Annotated in this window: 11 protein-coding genes and 1 pseudogene; 2 read left to right on the top strand and 10 right to left on the bottom strand. The window is 72.3% G+C overall.

What is annotated here, in order from left to right:
• Positions 1-81: 81 nt before the first annotated feature.
• From LO771_RS24020 to LO771_RS23995, 6 genes are all read right to left on the bottom strand, one after another.
• Positions 82-606: a DUF2617 family protein gene (locus LO771_RS24020; protein WP_230746432.1), complete on the bottom strand. Its 525-nt coding sequence runs from the start codon at positions 604-606 to the stop codon at positions 82-84.
• A 133-nt stretch (positions 607-739) separates the two neighbouring features.
• Positions 740-1000 (bottom strand): hypothetical protein, encoded by a 261-nt coding sequence (locus LO771_RS24015; RefSeq protein WP_230746429.1) that lies wholly within the window; start codon positions 998-1000, stop codon positions 740-742.
• A gap of 159 nt (positions 1001-1159) precedes the next feature.
• Entirely contained in the window at positions 1160-1708 is a 549-nt protein-coding gene (locus tag LO771_RS24010) for a YbjN domain-containing protein (protein ID WP_230746427.1), read from the bottom strand.
• A gap of 378 nt (positions 1709-2086) precedes the next feature.
• Positions 2087-4711: an ATP-dependent chaperone ClpB gene (clpB, locus tag LO771_RS24005; RefSeq protein ID WP_230746425.1), complete on the bottom strand. Its 2625-nt coding sequence runs from the start codon at positions 4709-4711 to the stop codon at positions 2087-2089.
• A gap of 416 nt (positions 4712-5127) precedes the next feature.
• A complete protein-coding gene (locus LO771_RS24000; protein ID WP_230746418.1) occupies positions 5128-5718 on the bottom strand; it encodes a hypothetical protein in 591 nt (196 codons plus the stop codon).
• Between the two features lie 910 nt (positions 5719-6628).
• Positions 6629-7648 (bottom strand): hypothetical protein, encoded by a 1020-nt coding sequence (locus LO771_RS23995; protein WP_230746408.1) that lies wholly within the window; start codon positions 7646-7648, stop codon positions 6629-6631.
• Between the two features lie 181 nt (positions 7649-7829).
• Between LO771_RS23995 and LO771_RS23990 the strand changes: the two genes are divergently transcribed.
• The gene (locus LO771_RS23990) at positions 7830-8822 is read left to right on the top strand and encodes a LuxR C-terminal-related transcriptional regulator (protein WP_230746406.1); all 993 of its coding nucleotides are present in this window, start codon (positions 7830-7832) and stop codon (positions 8820-8822) included.
• A gap of 163 nt (positions 8823-8985) precedes the next feature.
• On the opposite strand, the gene LO771_RS23985 is transcribed toward LO771_RS23990, so the two are convergent.
• The 4 genes from LO771_RS23985 to dnaK all read right to left on the bottom strand — a co-directional run bounded on the left by LO771_RS23985 (position 8986) and on the right by dnaK (position 13290).
• Positions 8986-9504, bottom strand: a complete 519-nt coding sequence (locus tag LO771_RS23985) for a heat shock protein transcriptional repressor HspR (protein ID WP_230746404.1) — start codon at positions 9502-9504, stop codon at positions 8986-8988.
• Positions 9505-9508: 4 nt separating this feature from the next.
• Positions 9509-10675: a molecular chaperone DnaJ gene (gene dnaJ, locus LO771_RS23980; protein ID WP_230746402.1), complete on the bottom strand. Its 1167-nt coding sequence runs from the start codon at positions 10673-10675 to the stop codon at positions 9509-9511.
• Positions 10676-10804: 129 nt separating this feature from the next.
• The gene (grpE, locus tag LO771_RS23975) at positions 10805-11446 is read right to left on the bottom strand and encodes a nucleotide exchange factor GrpE (protein ID WP_230746392.1); all 642 of its coding nucleotides are present in this window, start codon (positions 11444-11446) and stop codon (positions 10805-10807) included.
• Positions 11443-13290, bottom strand: a complete 1848-nt coding sequence (dnaK, locus tag LO771_RS23970; protein ID WP_230746390.1) for a molecular chaperone DnaK — start codon at positions 13288-13290, stop codon at positions 11443-11445. Before dnaK ends, grpE begins: the two co-directional genes overlap by 4 nt.
• 404 nt (positions 13291-13694) lie before the next feature.
• On the opposite strand from dnaK, the pseudogene LO771_RS23965 reads away from it, so the two are divergent.
• A pseudogene (locus tag LO771_RS23965) lies at positions 13695-15914 on the top strand (heterodisulfide reductase-related iron-sulfur binding cluster); the annotation flags it as partial.
• Between the last annotated feature and the right edge of the window lie 270 nt (positions 15915-16184).

The following is a 16184-nucleotide window of genomic DNA, read 5'->3' as shown; positions in this document are numbered from 1 at the left end:
AGGGGAAGACCGCGGGAATTCTCGTCACCCGACCGGGGGACACCGATGCGGAATTCCATGGCCGTTCGACCGGGAAAGCGATTACCGAACAGATTCCGCATGGGTCGGCGCGACCAGCGCGGACCGGGTGCAGACCAGGGTCCCCTCCTGCGGGTAGGCGTGCCAGGTGCGCCAGCGCAGCCGCCGCCCGTCGCCCGCCGCCACCAGGGCGGTGAAGGCGCTGGGGTCCCCGGGGAAGACCCCGGCCAGCCCGCTCGGATGCCCCTCCACCAGCTCGATCAGCTCCTGGGCCCGGGCGGCGAAGGCGGCCGGCGCCAGGGTCTCCACCCTGGCCGCGAAGTCGTACTCCCAGCCCTGGACGTGCTCGGCGACGCGGGCCGGCAGCGGCGCGCGCCGCCCGGGGAGGCAGGCCACCGTCTCCGAGCGGATGCCCTGCCCGGCGGCCAGCACGACCTGGTGCGACGCGCCGAGCAGGCGCAGCTGCAGGGCCACCGGGCCGAACTGGAGGTCGAGCACCGCGAGCGCCGGGAGCGGGCCGCTGCCGAGGCACCAGGCCAGCTCCCCGGCGCGGGTGTCGGTGTAGGAGGTCTGCAGTGTGGTGAGCATTCTCCGCTCCGCGTGCCCGCCGGCGCGGCCGGCCGTGGCGGTAAAGATCGTCCGGTGACTCAGAGAGGAAAGCACGAATTCCGCCCGCCCGTGGGGGATTTACCCGTACGAGCGAGGAATCACCGGGGGCCTTTCAGCTGGAGCCGCAACCCGATCCGCAGCCCGACCCGCAGCCGTGGCCGCCCCCGCAGGAGTGGCCCCCGCCGCAGGAGTGGTGGCCGCCCCCGTGGCCGCCGCCGGAGCTCCCGCCGGAGTCCCCGCCGGCCCACCACGAGGAGGAGGTGTCCGATCCGGTCCTGCGGCCCTTCCGGCGGCCGCCCCCGCGGCTCCTCCCCGACGCGGCGGCAATGGCCGCCACGGCCAGGACGACGGCGGCGACGATGACGAAGCCCATGGTGTCCCCCTTTGTTCCCGCGCATCCGTGCGCGTGCCGCGTATGTGCCCTCCCCGCGGTGCGGCCAAAGCGGACTTGAGCAAGTCCAGAGGTACCCGGCACGGCGGAAGGGCCCGCCCCCCGGCAGGGGGCGGGCCCTTCGTCGCGGACGGGGGAGGCTCAGGCCTCGTCGGAGCCGGGCTCGGACTCGCCGTCCTCGCCGTCGACCTCCTTCTGCAGGCCCAGGCGCTCGGCCATCCACTGCTCGAAGCCGACGGCGGCGTTGGTCCAGTTCGCGGTGGTGGTCACGAAGTACTCCAGGTTGACCCCCATGCCGACGATCATCTGCGACTCACCGATGAGGCGGACGACGCCGTCCTCGTGGGTGTGCGTGTAGACCTTCGGCCACAGGGTGTCGCGGTTCCACTCGTCGACCAGGTCGAGGATCTCGCCCTTCTGCTCGATCGGGTAGGCCCGGTCGTAGAAGGAGCGGACGGCGAAGAGCTCGTTCTCCTCGCCACGGAACATGTAGTAGACGCGGAAGCCCTCCCACGGCGCGGTGAGGTCGCCCTCCTCGTCCACGACGTGCTTGAGCTGCATCTGGTCCAGCAGCTGCTTGACCAGCTCCTGGTCCGGCACCACCACCGGCGGTGCGGGGTTCGGCTGACCGCCGCCCGGCTGCTGCGGGGGCATGCCGAAGGACGGGATGGAGGACGGGTCGATGCTCACGGCTGGTCCCTTCGAGACGGTTCGGCTGCCATCCTCCCCCATGGCGCCGCCGTGGCGCAGCGCCCGCCCGGAGCCCGGCGGCGGGGCGGTCCGGACGCGGTGCCGCGGGGCGGGGCGGCGGGCTCCCGGCCGCGGGGCCGGGGGTCCGGAGGACGGCCGGCGGCGGCTCGGGCCCGGACGCTGCCGCCGCCTCCCCTCAGCCTGCCCCGCGGGCCTCCCCCGACACGCCCGGGACCCGCCGGGACCGCGGGACCCGCCGACCGCGCACCGGCCGCGCACCGGCCGCGCACCGGCCGGGCACGGCCCCGCGGGACGTCCCGCCCGCCGCGCGGGCGCGCGGCGGGCGGGACGTCCACGGGCCTGCCGTGCGACGCGCGGTCAGAGGGTCTTGGCCGGCGACGGCCGCTCCCCCGCCGGTCCCACCGTGAGCCGGTCGACGGCCTCGTCGCGGTCGACGGCGACGGTGTCGCCGTCGTGCACCCGCCCGGACAGGATGGCCCGGGCGAGCTGGTCGCCGATGGCGGACTGCACCAGGCGCCGCAGCGGCCGGGCCCCGTACGCGGGGTCGAACCCGGTGAGCGCCAGCCAGTCGCGGGCTGCCGGGGTGACCTCCAGCGTGAGGCGGCGGTCGCGGAGCCGGTCGGCGAGCCGGGCGACCTGGAGGTCGACGATCCGGGTGAGCTCCTCGGTGCCGAGGGCGTCGAAGACCACGATGTCGTCCAGCCGGTTGAGGAACTCCGGCTTGAAGGCGGCGCGCACGCTCTCCAGCACCAGCTCCTTCTTGCGCTCCTCCGGCGTCGCCGGGTCCACCAGGAACTGCGAGCCGAGGTTGGAGGTGAGGATGAGGATGGTGTTGCGGAAGTCCACCGTCCGGCCCTGGCCGTCGGTGAGGCGGCCGTCGTCCAGCACCTGCAGCAGCACGTCGAAGACCTCGGGGTGGGCCTTCTCCACCTCGTCCAGCAGCACCACGCTGTACGGGCGCCGCCGCACGGCCTCGGTGAGCTGGCCGCCCTCCTCGTAGCCGACGTACCCGGGCGGGGCGCCGACCAGCCGGGAGACCGAGTGCTTCTCGCCGTACTCGCTCATGTCGATGCGGACCATCGCCCGCTCGTCGTCGAAGAGGAAGTCGGCGAGGGCCTTGGCCAGCTCGGTCTTGCCGACGCCGGTCGGGCCGAGGAAGAGGAACGAGCCGGTGGGCCGGTCCGGGTCGGCGATGCCGGAGCGGGAGCGCCGCACCGCGTCGGAGACGGCCTGGACGGCGGCGGCCTGACCGATCAGGCGGCGGCCCAGCTCCTCCTCCATGCGCAGCAGCTTCGCGGTCTCGCCCTCCATCAGCCGCCCGGCGGGGATGCCGGTCCAGGAGGAGACCACGTCGGCGACGTCGTCCGGGCCGACCTCCTCCTTGACCATGGAGGAGGTGGCGGAGTCCTCGTCCGCGGCGCGGGCCTGCGCCTCGGCCAGCTCCTGCTCGGCGGCCGGGACCTCGGCGTACATCAGCCGGGAGGCGGTCTCGAAGTCGCCGTCGCGCTGGGCGCGCTCCAGCTGGCCCTGGAGGCCGTCGAGGCGCTCCTTGAGCTCGCCGACCCGGTTGAGGCTCCGCTTCTCCTGCTCCCAGCGGGCGGTCAGGCCCGACAGCTGCTCCTGCCGGTCGGCGAGGTCGCGGCGGAGCTTCTCCAGCCGGGCGACGGACGCCGGGTCGGACTCCTTCTCCAGCGCCATCTCCTCCATCCGCAGCCGGTCGACGGAGCGCTGCAGCTCGTCGATCTCCACCGGCGAGGAGTCGATCTCCATCCGCAGCCGGGACGCCGACTCGTCGACCAGGTCGATGGCCTTGTCCGGGAGGAAGCGGGAGGTGATGTAGCGGTTCGACAGGGTCGCGGCGGCCACCAGGGCGGCGTCGGCGATCTGCACCTTGTGGTGCGCCTCGTAGCGGCCCTTGAGGCCGCGCAGGATGGCGATGGTGTCCTCGACCGTGGGCTCGCCCACGAAGACCTGCTGGAAGCGGCGCTCCAGCGCCGGGTCCTTCTCGATCCGCTCGCGGTACTCGTCCAGGGTGGTGGCGCCGACCATCCGCAGCTCGCCGCGGGCCAGCATCGGCTTGAGCATGTTGCCGGCGTCCATCGCCGAGTCGCCCCCGGCCCCCGCACCGACGACGGTGTGCAGCTCGTCGATGAAGGTGATCACCTGGCCGTCGCTGGACCTGATGTCGTTCAGGACGGCCTTCAGCCGCTCCTCGAACTCGCCCCGGTACTTCGCGCCCGCGACCATCGCGCCCAGGTCGAGCGCCACCAGGCGCTTGCCGCGCAGCGACTCGGGCACGTCGCCGGCCACGATGCGCTGCGCCAGCCCCTCGACGACCGCGGTCTTGCCGACGCCGGGCTCGCCGATGAGGACGGGGTTGTTCTTGGTGCGGCGGGAGAGGACCTGGACGACCCGGCGGATCTCCTGGTCGCGGCCGATCACCGGGTCCAGGCGCCCGGAGCGGGCGGCCTCGGTGAGGTCGGTCCCGTACTTCTCCAGCGCCTTGTACGTGCCCTCGGGGTCGGGGCTGGTCACCCGGGCGCTGCCGCGGACCTCCCGGAACGCCTCCAGCAGGGCCTTCGGGGTGGCGCCCTCGGACGCCAGCACGTCGGCGATCTGGCCGCCCTGCGCGGCGACGCCGACCAGCAGGTGCTCGGTGGAGACGTAGGCGTCGTCCAGCTCGGACGCCCGCTTCCCGGCGTCGGTGACGACCGCCATGGTCTCCCGGGCCAGCTGCGGGGCGGCCACGGTGGAGCCCTGGGCGCTGGGCAGCGCCTCGGCCAGCCGCCGCGCGGCGGCGCCGACCCGCTGCGGGTCGGCGCCGACCGCCTCCAGCAGGGGGCGGGCGGTGCCCTCGGGCTGCTCCAGCAGGGCGAGCAGCACGTGCACCGGCGCGACGTCGGGGTTGCCCGCGTTCGCCGCCTGCCGGATCGCGGCCGACAGGGCTTCCTGGGTCTTGGTGGTGAACTTGCTCGCGTCCACTGCTCGCGCTTCCTCCGTGTCGCCGGGTGGCGGTCGGCGGCACCGACCTGCCTCGTCCAACGTGAGACAAGTTGAGTCTAACCCGCTCAACGTGGCATGGCGAGCCCTTCCGGTGCGCGTCCCGGCCCTTCCGGGCCCCGTACCCTGCCGCGGCGTCCCGGCCACCCGTACGCGCGCCGGCCCTCCCGCCGCTCACGGACGGCGGGGCGGCAGGGCCGGACCGCAGGGCTGCCGGGCTGCAGGGCTGTCGGACTCCCGGACTGCAGGACCGGATGACGGCAGGACCGGATGACGGCAGGACGGCGCCCGCCGCGGGCGCGACCGGCCCGCGGCGGGCAGCGGCGAACGGCGGACGGCCGGCTGCTTCCGCAGCCGGCCGTCCGCCGTCGTGTGGGGTCCCGCGTGCCGCGGGCGGCTCAGCCCTCGCCGACCGCCGCCCGGTGCAGGCTGTAGAGGTCGTCCTGGGGGGCGGTCCAGAAGCCCTCGGCGTTGGACAGCGCCATGCCCGCCCAGTCGAGGGCGGTCTCCACGGTGTGCGCCAGGGCGTCGGGGGACCAGGTGTCGTCGAACACCAGGGGCAGCACCGGGGCGACCTGCTCGATGGTGGCGATCAGCGGGTTGTAGGTGACCGCCTCCTCCACCAGCAGCACCACGGGCTTGCGCAGCGCCGACGCCCAGCCGAGCTCGAGGCTGACGCCGGCCGAGAGGGGGGCGCCCACGTAGGCGAAGACCAGGTCCGCGGACTGCATCGCCCGGTAGTCCGAGGGGACCCTCGGCTCGGGGACCCGCCCGGCCACCGTCCACGCGTCGCTGTGGTGCGCGCTGAAGACGGCGGCGCCCGAGCGGAGCAGCGCGGCGCGGAGCGCGGTCAGCCGGGTACGGCTGGCCAGCGTCACCACGCTGTCCGCGGGGCCGGTGAGCCGCATCAGCGGTGCGGCGAGGAACACCCTGGCCCGACGCGGGGTGTGCATGCGGTGGGCGCCGGGGCGCATGAAGACATCACTCATTGTCGACTCCGGGGGAACGGCCGACCGGGGGGAGTGCCAAGCCCCTGGTGACGGTGCGGTATGCGGGGGACGAACGGCGGCCGGGCCCGGCGCCTTGAGGGGGTAGCACCGATCGTCCACTGCGCACACACCGGGCGTCCACTGGCACCGGGTGTCATCTCGCCGCCTGGCATCGACATGACGCACCACCCCCGCCGACCGGCGGGGGTCCCCGCCGATCGGCGGGCGCAGGGTGGGACGCGCGCCGGCCGCGGACGGTTCCGCGCCGGTCGGAAGGCTGCATGTCCGTGCAAACGCACCAAGATGACCTCCGGTCGGCCTTGTCCCCGGAGGCCCGCCCGCGAAAGCGTGGAGTCGCACCGGAGGCGGGGCGTGCGGCCCCGGGGAGCCTCCTGTGCCGGCAGCCGTGCGCCACCGCCGGACGCCCCGTCCCCTCGGGGGAGAGACGGGGTCGTGACGTCGCGCGGCCGCCGGGGGTTGCGGCCGGTGCAGCGAACACCGGTCGCAGCCCGGGCTTCCGGGACTTCCCGCACTCACCGGCGGGAGCAGCAGAGGACCCCGCTCTTCTCTTAATTGAAATGTTCATGACATTAACTTGATTGCGAGAGGGCGGTGACACTACTTCGGGAATGCGCCATCATGGTGACGGCCGTTCCTTCGTCGAGTAGAGGTACGACGTGCGGCCTCAGCCTCTCGGGGAAGGAGCCCAACCTTGCAGAACGCGCGTCGACTCACGGTCTGTGCACTCGCCGCTGTCGCCACCCTGCTCATGGGAGCGGCTCAGGCCAGTGCGGACAGCGCGTGGGACGTCAAGAGCCCTCGTGAGCAGAGCACGGTCCATTCCTCGGCGAGCACTGCACGCGTCGTCACTTTCGTTGCATCCGACAGCGCCTGGGACTGAACCTTCGCGTCACGGGAGTTCGACGCCGTCCTCCACGGGCAGTCCGTAGGGGTTCTTCGCCAGCTGCCACCCCAGTTGGAAGAGCGTTTCCGCCCCGTACTCCTCACGCATCTCGGCGATGTGCCGGGCCAGAGTGCGTTCGCTCAAGCCGAGTCGGCGCGCGATGATCCGATGCCCAACGCCCTGCAGCATGAACTGCACGATCTGGTGCCTCATCCGGGAGACCACCTGCGGAGGGACTTCCGATCCGCCCGTGAAGGGAATGGCCCGCTCCCAGAAACCCTCGAAGATGCCCACCAGGTAGCTGATGACCGCTTCGTCCCTGACGAAGGCGGCTTTACCCGTGTCCCCACCGACAGGAATCACTGCCACGGCACGGTCGATCACGATGAGGCGCACGAAAGGCTCCGCGAGCGTGCGGACCTGCCCGCCCTCCTTGGTCATGCTCTCGACGTAGTGGCGTGTGGGGGCCGAATACCTGGCGCTCGGCTGGTACACCGTCCGGATCGACGCCCCTCGGCGCAGCACGGCGATGTCACGCTCGATCGCGGTCTTGATAGCCTCCGGGCTGCGTCCGCCGCCCGGTTGGGCCGTCAGCATCTCCTCGGAGCAGCCTTCGAGCAGGGACACCAGCCGCTGGTTGATCCCGACCTTGCCGAAGACGTAGTCGATGACCCCACCGGTCTCCTCCGGAGCGCCGGTCTCGCGGTATGCCTCGACGAGGCCCTGGAGGTCGGAGGCTATACCGACGGACCGTGAGATCAGTTCGAGCGCCTGCCGCTGCCACGCGGCGCTGAGGCCGGCCGACAGCTGGTGCGGATCGACGGCGACGAGCACGCCGCGGTCGTCCGGGTCGGGAACCAGCAGACCGATCGTGCGAAGCTCCTCCAGCACGTCTCCGTCGGGGGAATCCGTCCCGGCCGAGCATCGCCCGCCGGACCGCACCACCTCGAGATAGAACTGCCGCGCCCCGGCGGAAAGCAGGTCTGCCGAGGGTGTGACCTGGTCGACCCTGCCTGCTCCATCCATGGCATCCCCTTGCCCCCGACCGAAGGCGAGCGGCGCATTCGGACTGGCTCGGATCATAATCTTGCCCAGTCGTTCACCGTACAGGCCGGTGGGCGGCCGGGACGGCGATCCTATCCGCTCCCGCGTTCGGACGAGCGAGAGACGACTGGGGACGAATGTGTCGGACAGCGCTGTACCGCCGATGGACGGATCCCGATTCGTCCTGACCGCCGGAGCGGAGAAGCTGTACCTCTCCGTACTCGAAGCAGGGGGAACCAGGCCGTCGGAAAAGATGGCCTCGGCGGACCAGGAGGCGCTGCAACGACTCGTGGAAACCGGCCTGCTCACCTACGTGGCCACCGATTCCGCCTATGTCGCCGTCGATCCCGACCTGCTGAGGGCCCGCTGGGGCATCGCCCTGCACGAGCAGGCCCGGGCGCTCATGGACTACGCGGCAGGGCTGCCGGAACGGCTCGACGGGCTGTCGCAGGAGTTCCACCGCAGCAGACGCCCGCAGGACCGTTCGCAGGCCACGCGCTATGTAGAAGGCAAAGCGGCGATCCGCGAGCAGATCGCCCAGCTGATCTCGGCGAGCACCGAGGAGATCATCACGGTCCAGCCGGGGAACAACCGCGCCCCCAACACCCTGGAGGTGATGCTGGAGCACGAGCTCCCCCTGCTCCGCCGCGGAGTGGCACGGCGCACCCTCTACCAGTCGGCCGCACGGCACGACCCCACGGTGCGCAGCGTCGCCGAGGCCGTCACCGCGTGGGGCGGCGAGGTGCGGACCCTGGACGAGCAGCTGCAGCGGGTCTTCATCATCGACCGCAGGACCGCCGTGATGCCGGTGGCCGGCGACACCGGCGTGGCGGCCTTCACCGAGGACCGGGCGACCGTGGCCTACATTCTGGCGTGCTTCGAGCGGGACTGGGCGCGGGCCGACCCCCTCGGCGGGGTCACCCCGTCCCCGGCCGAGCTCGCCTCGAAGACGCAGCGCGTCATCGTGCGGCTGCTCGCCGAGGGGCTGGGCCAGCAGGCGATCGCGAGCCGGCTGAGTCTCAGCCAGCGCACCGTCGCCGCCCACATCGCGAAGGTCCGCGAGCAGTACGGGGCGGACACCCTGTTCCAGCTGGCGTGGCGGATGGGGCGGGAGGAGGGGCGCAGGCAGGGCGGGGAGGCGGCGGACACCCCGTGAGCGCACCGCCTGTCCGGCGGAGCGGCCCGAGGGCCCCTCGGGCCCCGCGCGGATCCGTCCGGCGGACCGTCCCGGACACGCACCGGGCCCGGACACGCCTCGGGCGGCCGTCCGTTCCGGACGGCCGCCCGACGGCTCAGGGAGCCCGTCCACGCGAGCGGGCCTACTGCCCCGGACGCCTGGCCTTGGGCCGCCAGACCACCAGCGCGCTGGACTGCTGCATCTGCTGGTAGGGCACCAGGTCGCGGCGGTAGGAGGCGTGCACGGCCGCCTCGCGCTGCTGCATCGCGGCCGCCGCCCCCTCCACGGCGTCGAGCAGCTCGGTCACCCGCGACTGCAGGGCGGCCACCTGGTTCTCCAGCTCGATGATCCGCTTGATGCCGGCGAGGTTGATGCCCTCCTCCTGGGAGAGGCGCTGCACCTCGCGCAGCTGCTCGATGTCGCGGGCCGAGTAGCGCCGGCCGCGGCCGGCCGCGCGGTCCGGGGAGACCAGGCCCAGCCGGTCGTACTGCCGCAGCGTCTGCGGGTGCAGCCCGGAGAGCTGGGCGGCCACCGAGATGACGTAGACCGGGGTGTCCTCGGTGAGCTGGTAGGGGGCGGCCGCCGGCCGGGACGGGCGGGGGCCGCCGGGAAGGCCGTCCCCCACACCCGGGCCGATGCCGCCGGTGCCTCGCGGGTCCATCAGGTCACGCTCCCTCCGCCGCCTTGAAGAGCGCGGCACGCGGGTCGTCCGAGGCGGTGGCCTCGCGGTACTGCTCCAGCGCCGCCAGGGCCTCGCCGGCCAGCTGGTGCGGCACCACGACCTCCACGGTGACCAGCAGGTCGCCGCGGGTGCCGTCCTTGCGGGTGGCGCCCTTGCCACGGGCCCGCAGGGTCCGCCCGTTGGCGGTCCCGGCGGGAAGCTTCAGCTTCACGGGCGGGCCGCCGAGGGTCGGCACGTCGATGGTGCCGCCCAGCGCCGCCTCGGGGAAGGAGACCGGCACGGTGACCGTCAGGTTGTCGCCCTTGCGCCCGAAGACCGGGTGGGGGTGGACGTTGACGGTGATGTAGAGGTCTCCGGGCTGGCCGCCGCGCTCGCCCTGGGCGCCCTTGCCCTTGAGGCGGATGCGCTGCCCGTCCTGCACCCCGGCCGGGATGCGGACCTGCATGGTGCGCGCCGAGGTGGCCCGGCCGCTGCCGTGGCAGACGTCGCAGGGGTCGTCGACGATGAGTCCGCGGCCCTTGCAGTCGCGGCACGGCTCGGAGAGCGCGAACGCCCCCTGGCCTCGGCTGACGTGGCCGGAGCCCACGCAGGTGGGGCAGACCCGGGGGGTGGTGCCCGCCCGGGCGCCGGTGCCGGAGCACGCCTTGCAGGCGGCCTGGCTGGTCATCCGGATCGGGACGGTGGCGCCGTCCACGGCCTCGTCGAAGTCGAGGGTGACCTCGGACTCGACGTCGGCGCCCCGCCGGGGCGCCTGGCGGCCGCCGCCGCGGTTGAAGAGGCCGCCGAAGACGTCGCCGATGCCGCCGCCCCCGAAGCCCCCGGCACCGCCGCCGCCCTGCTGGCCGTTGAAGAGGTCGCCGAGGTCGAAGCCGAAGCCGGCCCCGCCCGCGCCGCCCGCGCCGCGGAACCCGCCGGCGAAGAGCGAGCGCGCCTCGTCGTACTCCTTGCGGCGCGCCGGGTCGGACAGCACGTCGTTGGCCTCGGAGATCTCCTTGAAGCGCTCCTCGGCCTTGGCGTCGCCCTTGTTGGCGTCGGGGTGGAACTCCCGCGCCAGCTTCCGGTACGCCTTCTTGATCTCCGCCGTGGAGGCGTCCTTGGGCACGCCGAGGACCTTGTAGTAGTCCTTCTCCACGTAGTCCTTGGTGCTCAACGGAAACTCCTCCTCCCGACCGTTCTCGGGCTCGTCACGGACGCCGGGCCTGCCGCGGCCGCGACGGTCGCGGCGCCGCGGAACCGTGCACCGGTGCACCCGGGGCACGGCTCCGCGGCGCACGCACCGTCAGCTCTCCCCGTCACCTTCGCCCTCGGCGTCCTCCCCGTCGGGGGCGGACGTGGACTGGGTGCCGGGCTGCGGCTCGGCCACGGCCACCATCGCCGGGCGGATGGTCCGCTCGCCGATGCGGTAGCCGGGCTGCAGGATCTGCACGCAGGTGGTCTCGGTGACCTCGGACGAGTAGCTGTGCATCAGCGCCTCGTGCACGGTCGGGTCGAAGGCCTCGCCCTCCTTGCCGAACTGCTGCAGCCCCAGCTTGGCGACCACGGTCTCCAGCGACTCGCCGACCTGCTTGAAGCCGCCGACCAGCTCGCCGTGCTCGCGGGCCCGGCCGATGTCGTCCAGGACCGGGATGAGGCTCTCCAGGACGTTGGAGACGGCGATCTCACGCACCGTCATCCGGTCCCGCTCCACCCGCTTGCGGTAGTTCTGGTACTCGGCCTGCAGGCGCTGCAGGTCGGCCGTGCGCTCGGACAGCTGCCGGCTGACCGTGGCGAGCTCGTCGGACGAGCCGCCCTTGCCGGTCCCGGCGCCGGACTCCGCGGCGGGCGCCTCCGGCGCCGCCTGGTCGGCGGCGCCGGAGCCCTGCCCTGCCTCGGAGGCGTCGCCGGGCTCCTGAGCGAAGCCCTGCGGTTCCTCCGTCGTCACGCGGCACCACCCTCGCGCTTCTCGTCGTCGACGATCTCGGCGTCGACGACGTCGTCGTCGGCCTTGGCCTCGCCGGCGCCCGCGGCACCGGCCGCACCGGCGGCGTCCGCACCGGCGTTGGCGTAGAGCGCCTGGCCGAGCTTCTGCGCGGTGGTGGAGACCTTCTCGGTGGCCTCGCGGATCGCGGCGACGTCCTCGCCCTTGAGCTTCTCCTTGAGGTCCGCGACCGCCGTCTCGACCTCGGACTTCACGTCCGCGGGCACCTTGTCCTCGTTGTCCTTGAGGAACTTCTCGGTGGTGTAGACGAGCTGCTCGGCCTGGTTGCGGGTCTCCGCGGCCTCGCGGCGGCGGTGGTCCTCGTCGGCGTACTGCTCGGCCTCGCGCATCATGCGCTCGATGTCGTCCTTCGGCAGCGCGGAGCCGCCGGTGACGGTCATGCGCTGCTCCTTGCCGGTACCGAGGTCCTTGGCGGAGACGTGCATGATGCCGTTGGCGTCGATGTCGAAGGTGACCTCGATCTGCGGGACGCCGCGGGGCGCCGGGGGCAGGCCGGTCAGCTCGAACATGCCGAGCTTCTTGTTGTACGCCGCGATCTCGCGCTCGCCCTGGTAGACCTGGATCTGCACCGACGGCTGGTTGTCCTCGGCCGTGGTGAAGATCTCCGAGCGCTTGGTCGGGATCGTGGTGTTGCGCTCGATGAGCTTGGTCATGATGCCGCCCTTGGTCTCGATGCCGAGGGACAGCGGGGTGACGTCGAGGAGCAGGACGTCCTTGACCTCGCCCTTGAGGACGCCGGCCTGCAGGGCGGCGCCGATGGCGACGACCTCGTCCGGGTTGACGCCCTTGTTGGGCTCCTTGCCTCCGGTCAGCTCGCGGACGAGCTCGGCGACGGCGGGCATGCGGGTCGAGCCGCCGACCAGGACCACGTGGTCGATCTCGGACAGCGCGATGCCGGCGTCCTTGATGACGTTGTGGAACGGGGTCTTGCAGCGCTCGATGAGGTCCGCGGTCAGCTGCTGGAACTGGGCGCGGGTGAGCTTCTCGTCCAGGTGCAGCGGGCCCTCGGCCGAGGCCGTGATGTAGGGCAGGTTGATCGAGGTCTCGGTCGAGGAGGACAGCTCGATCTTGGCCTTCTCCGCGGCCTCGCGGAGGCGCTGGAGGGCCATCTTGTCCTTGGACAGGTCGACACCGTGGCCGGCCTGGAAGGTCTTCACCAGGTGGTCGACGACGCGCTGGTCCCAGTCGTCGCCGCCGAGGTGGTTGTCGCCGTTGGTCGCCTTGACCTCGACCACGCCGTCGCCGATCTCCAGCAGCGACACGTCGAAGGTGCCGCCGCCGAGGTCGAAGACCAGGATGGTCTGGTCGTCCTTCTCCAGGCCGTAGGCGAGGGCGGCGGCGGTGGGCTCGTTGACGATGCGCAGGACGTTGAGGCCCGCGATCTCACCGGCCTCCTTGGTGGCCTGCCGCTCGGAGTCGTTGAAGTACGCCGGGACGGTGATGACGGCGTCGGTGACCTTCTCGCCCAGGTAGGCCTCGGCGTCCCGCTTGAGCTTCTGCAGGATGAAGGCGCTGATCTGCTGGGGGTTGAAGTCCTTGCCGTCGATGCCCACCTTCCAGCCGGTGCCCATGTGGCGCTTGACCGACCGGATGGTGCGGTCGACGTTGGTGACCGCCTGACGCTTGGCGACCTCGCCGACCAGCACCTCGCCGTTCTTGGCGAAGGCGACGACGGACGGCGTGGTCCGGGCGCCCTCGGCGTTGGTGATGACGGTGGGCTCACCGCCTTCGAGGACGCTGACGACGGAGTTCGTCGTACCGAGGTCGATACCGACCGCGCGAGCCATCGCTGAATACCTCCACCGGAAGTTGAGCAGAACAGACTCAAGCGTGCCTCACGGCGGGGCCGGTGTCAACGGAGGTGAGCGCCGGGCGCTCAACTTTCCTGCCGGACCCCGCACGGCGGCCCGGGCGACGACGGCACGGCGGGCGGGCGGCGGCGCGGCTGCGCGGGCGGCGGCGACACGGCGGACGGGTGCGCGGCGGACGGGTGGCGGCGGCGCCGCGGACGGGTGAGTGTTGCCTTACGTGACCGCGGCCATAGGCGCCGCGCCTTATGGACGGGCCGCGGCGCGCAGTAGTGTCCGACCCGCTCCGCCCTCTTTAAGTTACTCATGGGTACACTCCGAGGGAGGGGAGCCCTGTATCCCCGTACCACCCACCCCCACCGCCGGAGGAGACGGAGCAGCCGATGCAGCTCGCAGCGATCGTCATCTCGCTGGTCACCAGCGTGATCGGCATCGCGCTCGCCGCCCGCGCGGCCGCGTACATCTACAAGGTCGTCAAGGTCGGACAGCCCGACGACACCCGTACCGGCAACCCGGCGCAGCGCACCAAGACCGTGGCCAAGGAGTTCCTCGGCCACACCCGCATGAACCGCTGGGGCGTCGTCGGCGTCGCGCACTGGTTCGTGGCCGTCGGCTTCTTCTCGCTGGTGCTCACCCTGGTGAACGCCTTCGGGCAGCTCTTCGACGCCGAGTGGGTGCTCCCCGTCCTCGGCCACTGGACCCCCTTCGAGGTCTTCACCGAGCTGATCGGCACCCTCACCACCCTCGGCATCCTGGTGCTGATGGCGATCCGCCTGATGAGCCTGCCCTCCCGGGCCGGCCGCAAGTCCCGGTTCGCCGGGTCGATCGCCTGGCAGGCCTTCTACGTCGAGTACACGATCCTCGGCATCGGCCTGTGCATCCTGGTGCTCCGCGGCCTGGAGGGCGCCCTCGCCGGCGTCGACTCCTACGAGCCCGCCTACCTGGTCAGCTACCCGCTGGCGCAGGCCTTCGGCGGCCTCTCCCACGGTGCGCTCGCGAACCTGGTCTACCTCGTCGCGATGCTGAAGATCTGCATCTCCTTCGCGTGGGCGATCACCATCGGGATCAACCCCTCCATGGGTGTGGCCTGGCACCGCTTCCTCGCCTTCTTCAACATCTTCTTCAAGCGCGAGGAGGACGGCTCCACCGCCCTCGGCGGACTGCGGCCGATGACCTCCGGCGGCAAGCCGATCGACTTCGAGGACCCGGCCGACGACGCCGTCTTCGGCGTCTCCCAGGTCGAGCACTTCTCCTGGAAGGGCATCCTCGACTTCTCCACCTGCACCGAGTGCGGCCGCTGCCAGTCGCAGTGCCCTGCCTGGAACACCGGCAAGCCCCTCTCCCCCAAGCTGCTGATCATGAACCTGCGGGAGCACGCCTTCGCCAAGGCGCCCTACCTGCTCGCGGGCGGCGGCAAGGACATGGAGGGCGAGGAGCAGGCCACCGCCGAGCAGCTGGCCGGCGTCCCCGCCGCCGCCCTCGCCGAGGCCGAGCGCCCCCTGATCGGCACCGCCGAGGAGAACGGCGTCATCGACCCGGACGTGCTGTGGTCCTGCACCACCTGCGGCGCCTGCGTCGAGCAGTGCCCCGTCGACATCGAGCACATCGACCACATCGTCGACATGCGCCGCTACCAGGTGATGATCGAGTCGTCGTTCCCGACCGAGGCCGGGACGATGCTCAAGAACCTGGAGAACAAGGGCAACCCGTGGGGCATGGCCACCAAGGCCCGCCTGGACTGGGTGAAGGAGCTGAAGAAGGAGACCGGCATCGAGGTCCCCGTCATCGGCGAGGACATCGACCCGGCCGAGGTCGAGTACCTGTACTGGGTCGGCTGCGCCGGCGCCCTGGAGGACCGCGCCAAGAAGACCACCAAGGCCTTCGCGGAGCTGCTGCACACCGCGGGCGTGTCGTTCGCGATCCTCGGCAAGGAGGAGTCCTGCACCGGTGACTCCGCCCGCCGCCTGGGCAACGAGTTCCTCTTCCAGATGCTCGGCGCGCAGAACGTCGAGACCCTGAACACCGTGCTGGAGGACGCCCCGGTCAAGCGGATCGTGGCCACCTGCCCGCACTGCTTCAACACCATCGCCAACGAGTACCCGCAGCTGGGCGGCCACTTCGAGGTCATCCACCACACCCAGCTGCTGCAGCACCTCATCGACGAGGGCAGGCTCGTCCCGGTCAACCCGGTCGAGGGCCTCATCACCTACCACGACCCGTGCTACCTGGGCCGCCACAACAAGGTCTACACGCCGCCGCGCGAGATCATCGGCAGGGTGCCCGGCCTGCGCAACGAGGAGATGCACCGCCACAAGGAGCGGGGCTTCTGCTGCGGCGCCGGCGGCGCGCGGATGTGGATGGAGGAGCGCATCGGCAAGCGGATCAACGTCGAGCGCGTGGACGAGGCCCTCTCCCTGGACCCGGACATCGTCTCCACCGCCTGCCCGTTCTGCCTGGTGATGCTGTCGGACTCGGTCAACGGCAAGAAGAACGAGGGCACCGCCAAGGAGCACCTGCGCGTCGTCGACGTCGCCCAGCTGCTGCTCGACTCGGTCAAGGCCCTGCCCGAGCCGGAGCCGGAGCCCGCACCGGAGCCCGCCCTGGTCGGCGCCAGGCCGGTCGAGCAGGCCGCGACGGTGCAGAGCCCGGCCGAGGCACGGACCACCGACGCCCCGGCGGCGAAGCCGGCGGCCCGGGCCGCGGAGGCGGCTCCCGCTCCCGCCGTGGCCACGGCGAAGGCTGCGGACGCCCCCGCGGCCGAGCCCGCCGCCGAGGCCGGGCCCGAGTCGGCCGCCGAGGCCGGGTCGGCCGCCGCAGCCGCGGGGAAGCCCGCGGAGAAGGCGGCGGGGAAGGCCGCGGAGGCGCCCGTCACC

The organism is Streptacidiphilus sp. ASG 303 (assembly GCF_020991365.1).
Classification (GTDB): domain Bacteria; phylum Actinomycetota; class Actinomycetes; order Streptomycetales; family Streptomycetaceae; genus Peterkaempfera.
Note: the sequence above shows the minus strand (reverse complement) of the source record. Positions and strands in the feature narration are given on the sequence as shown.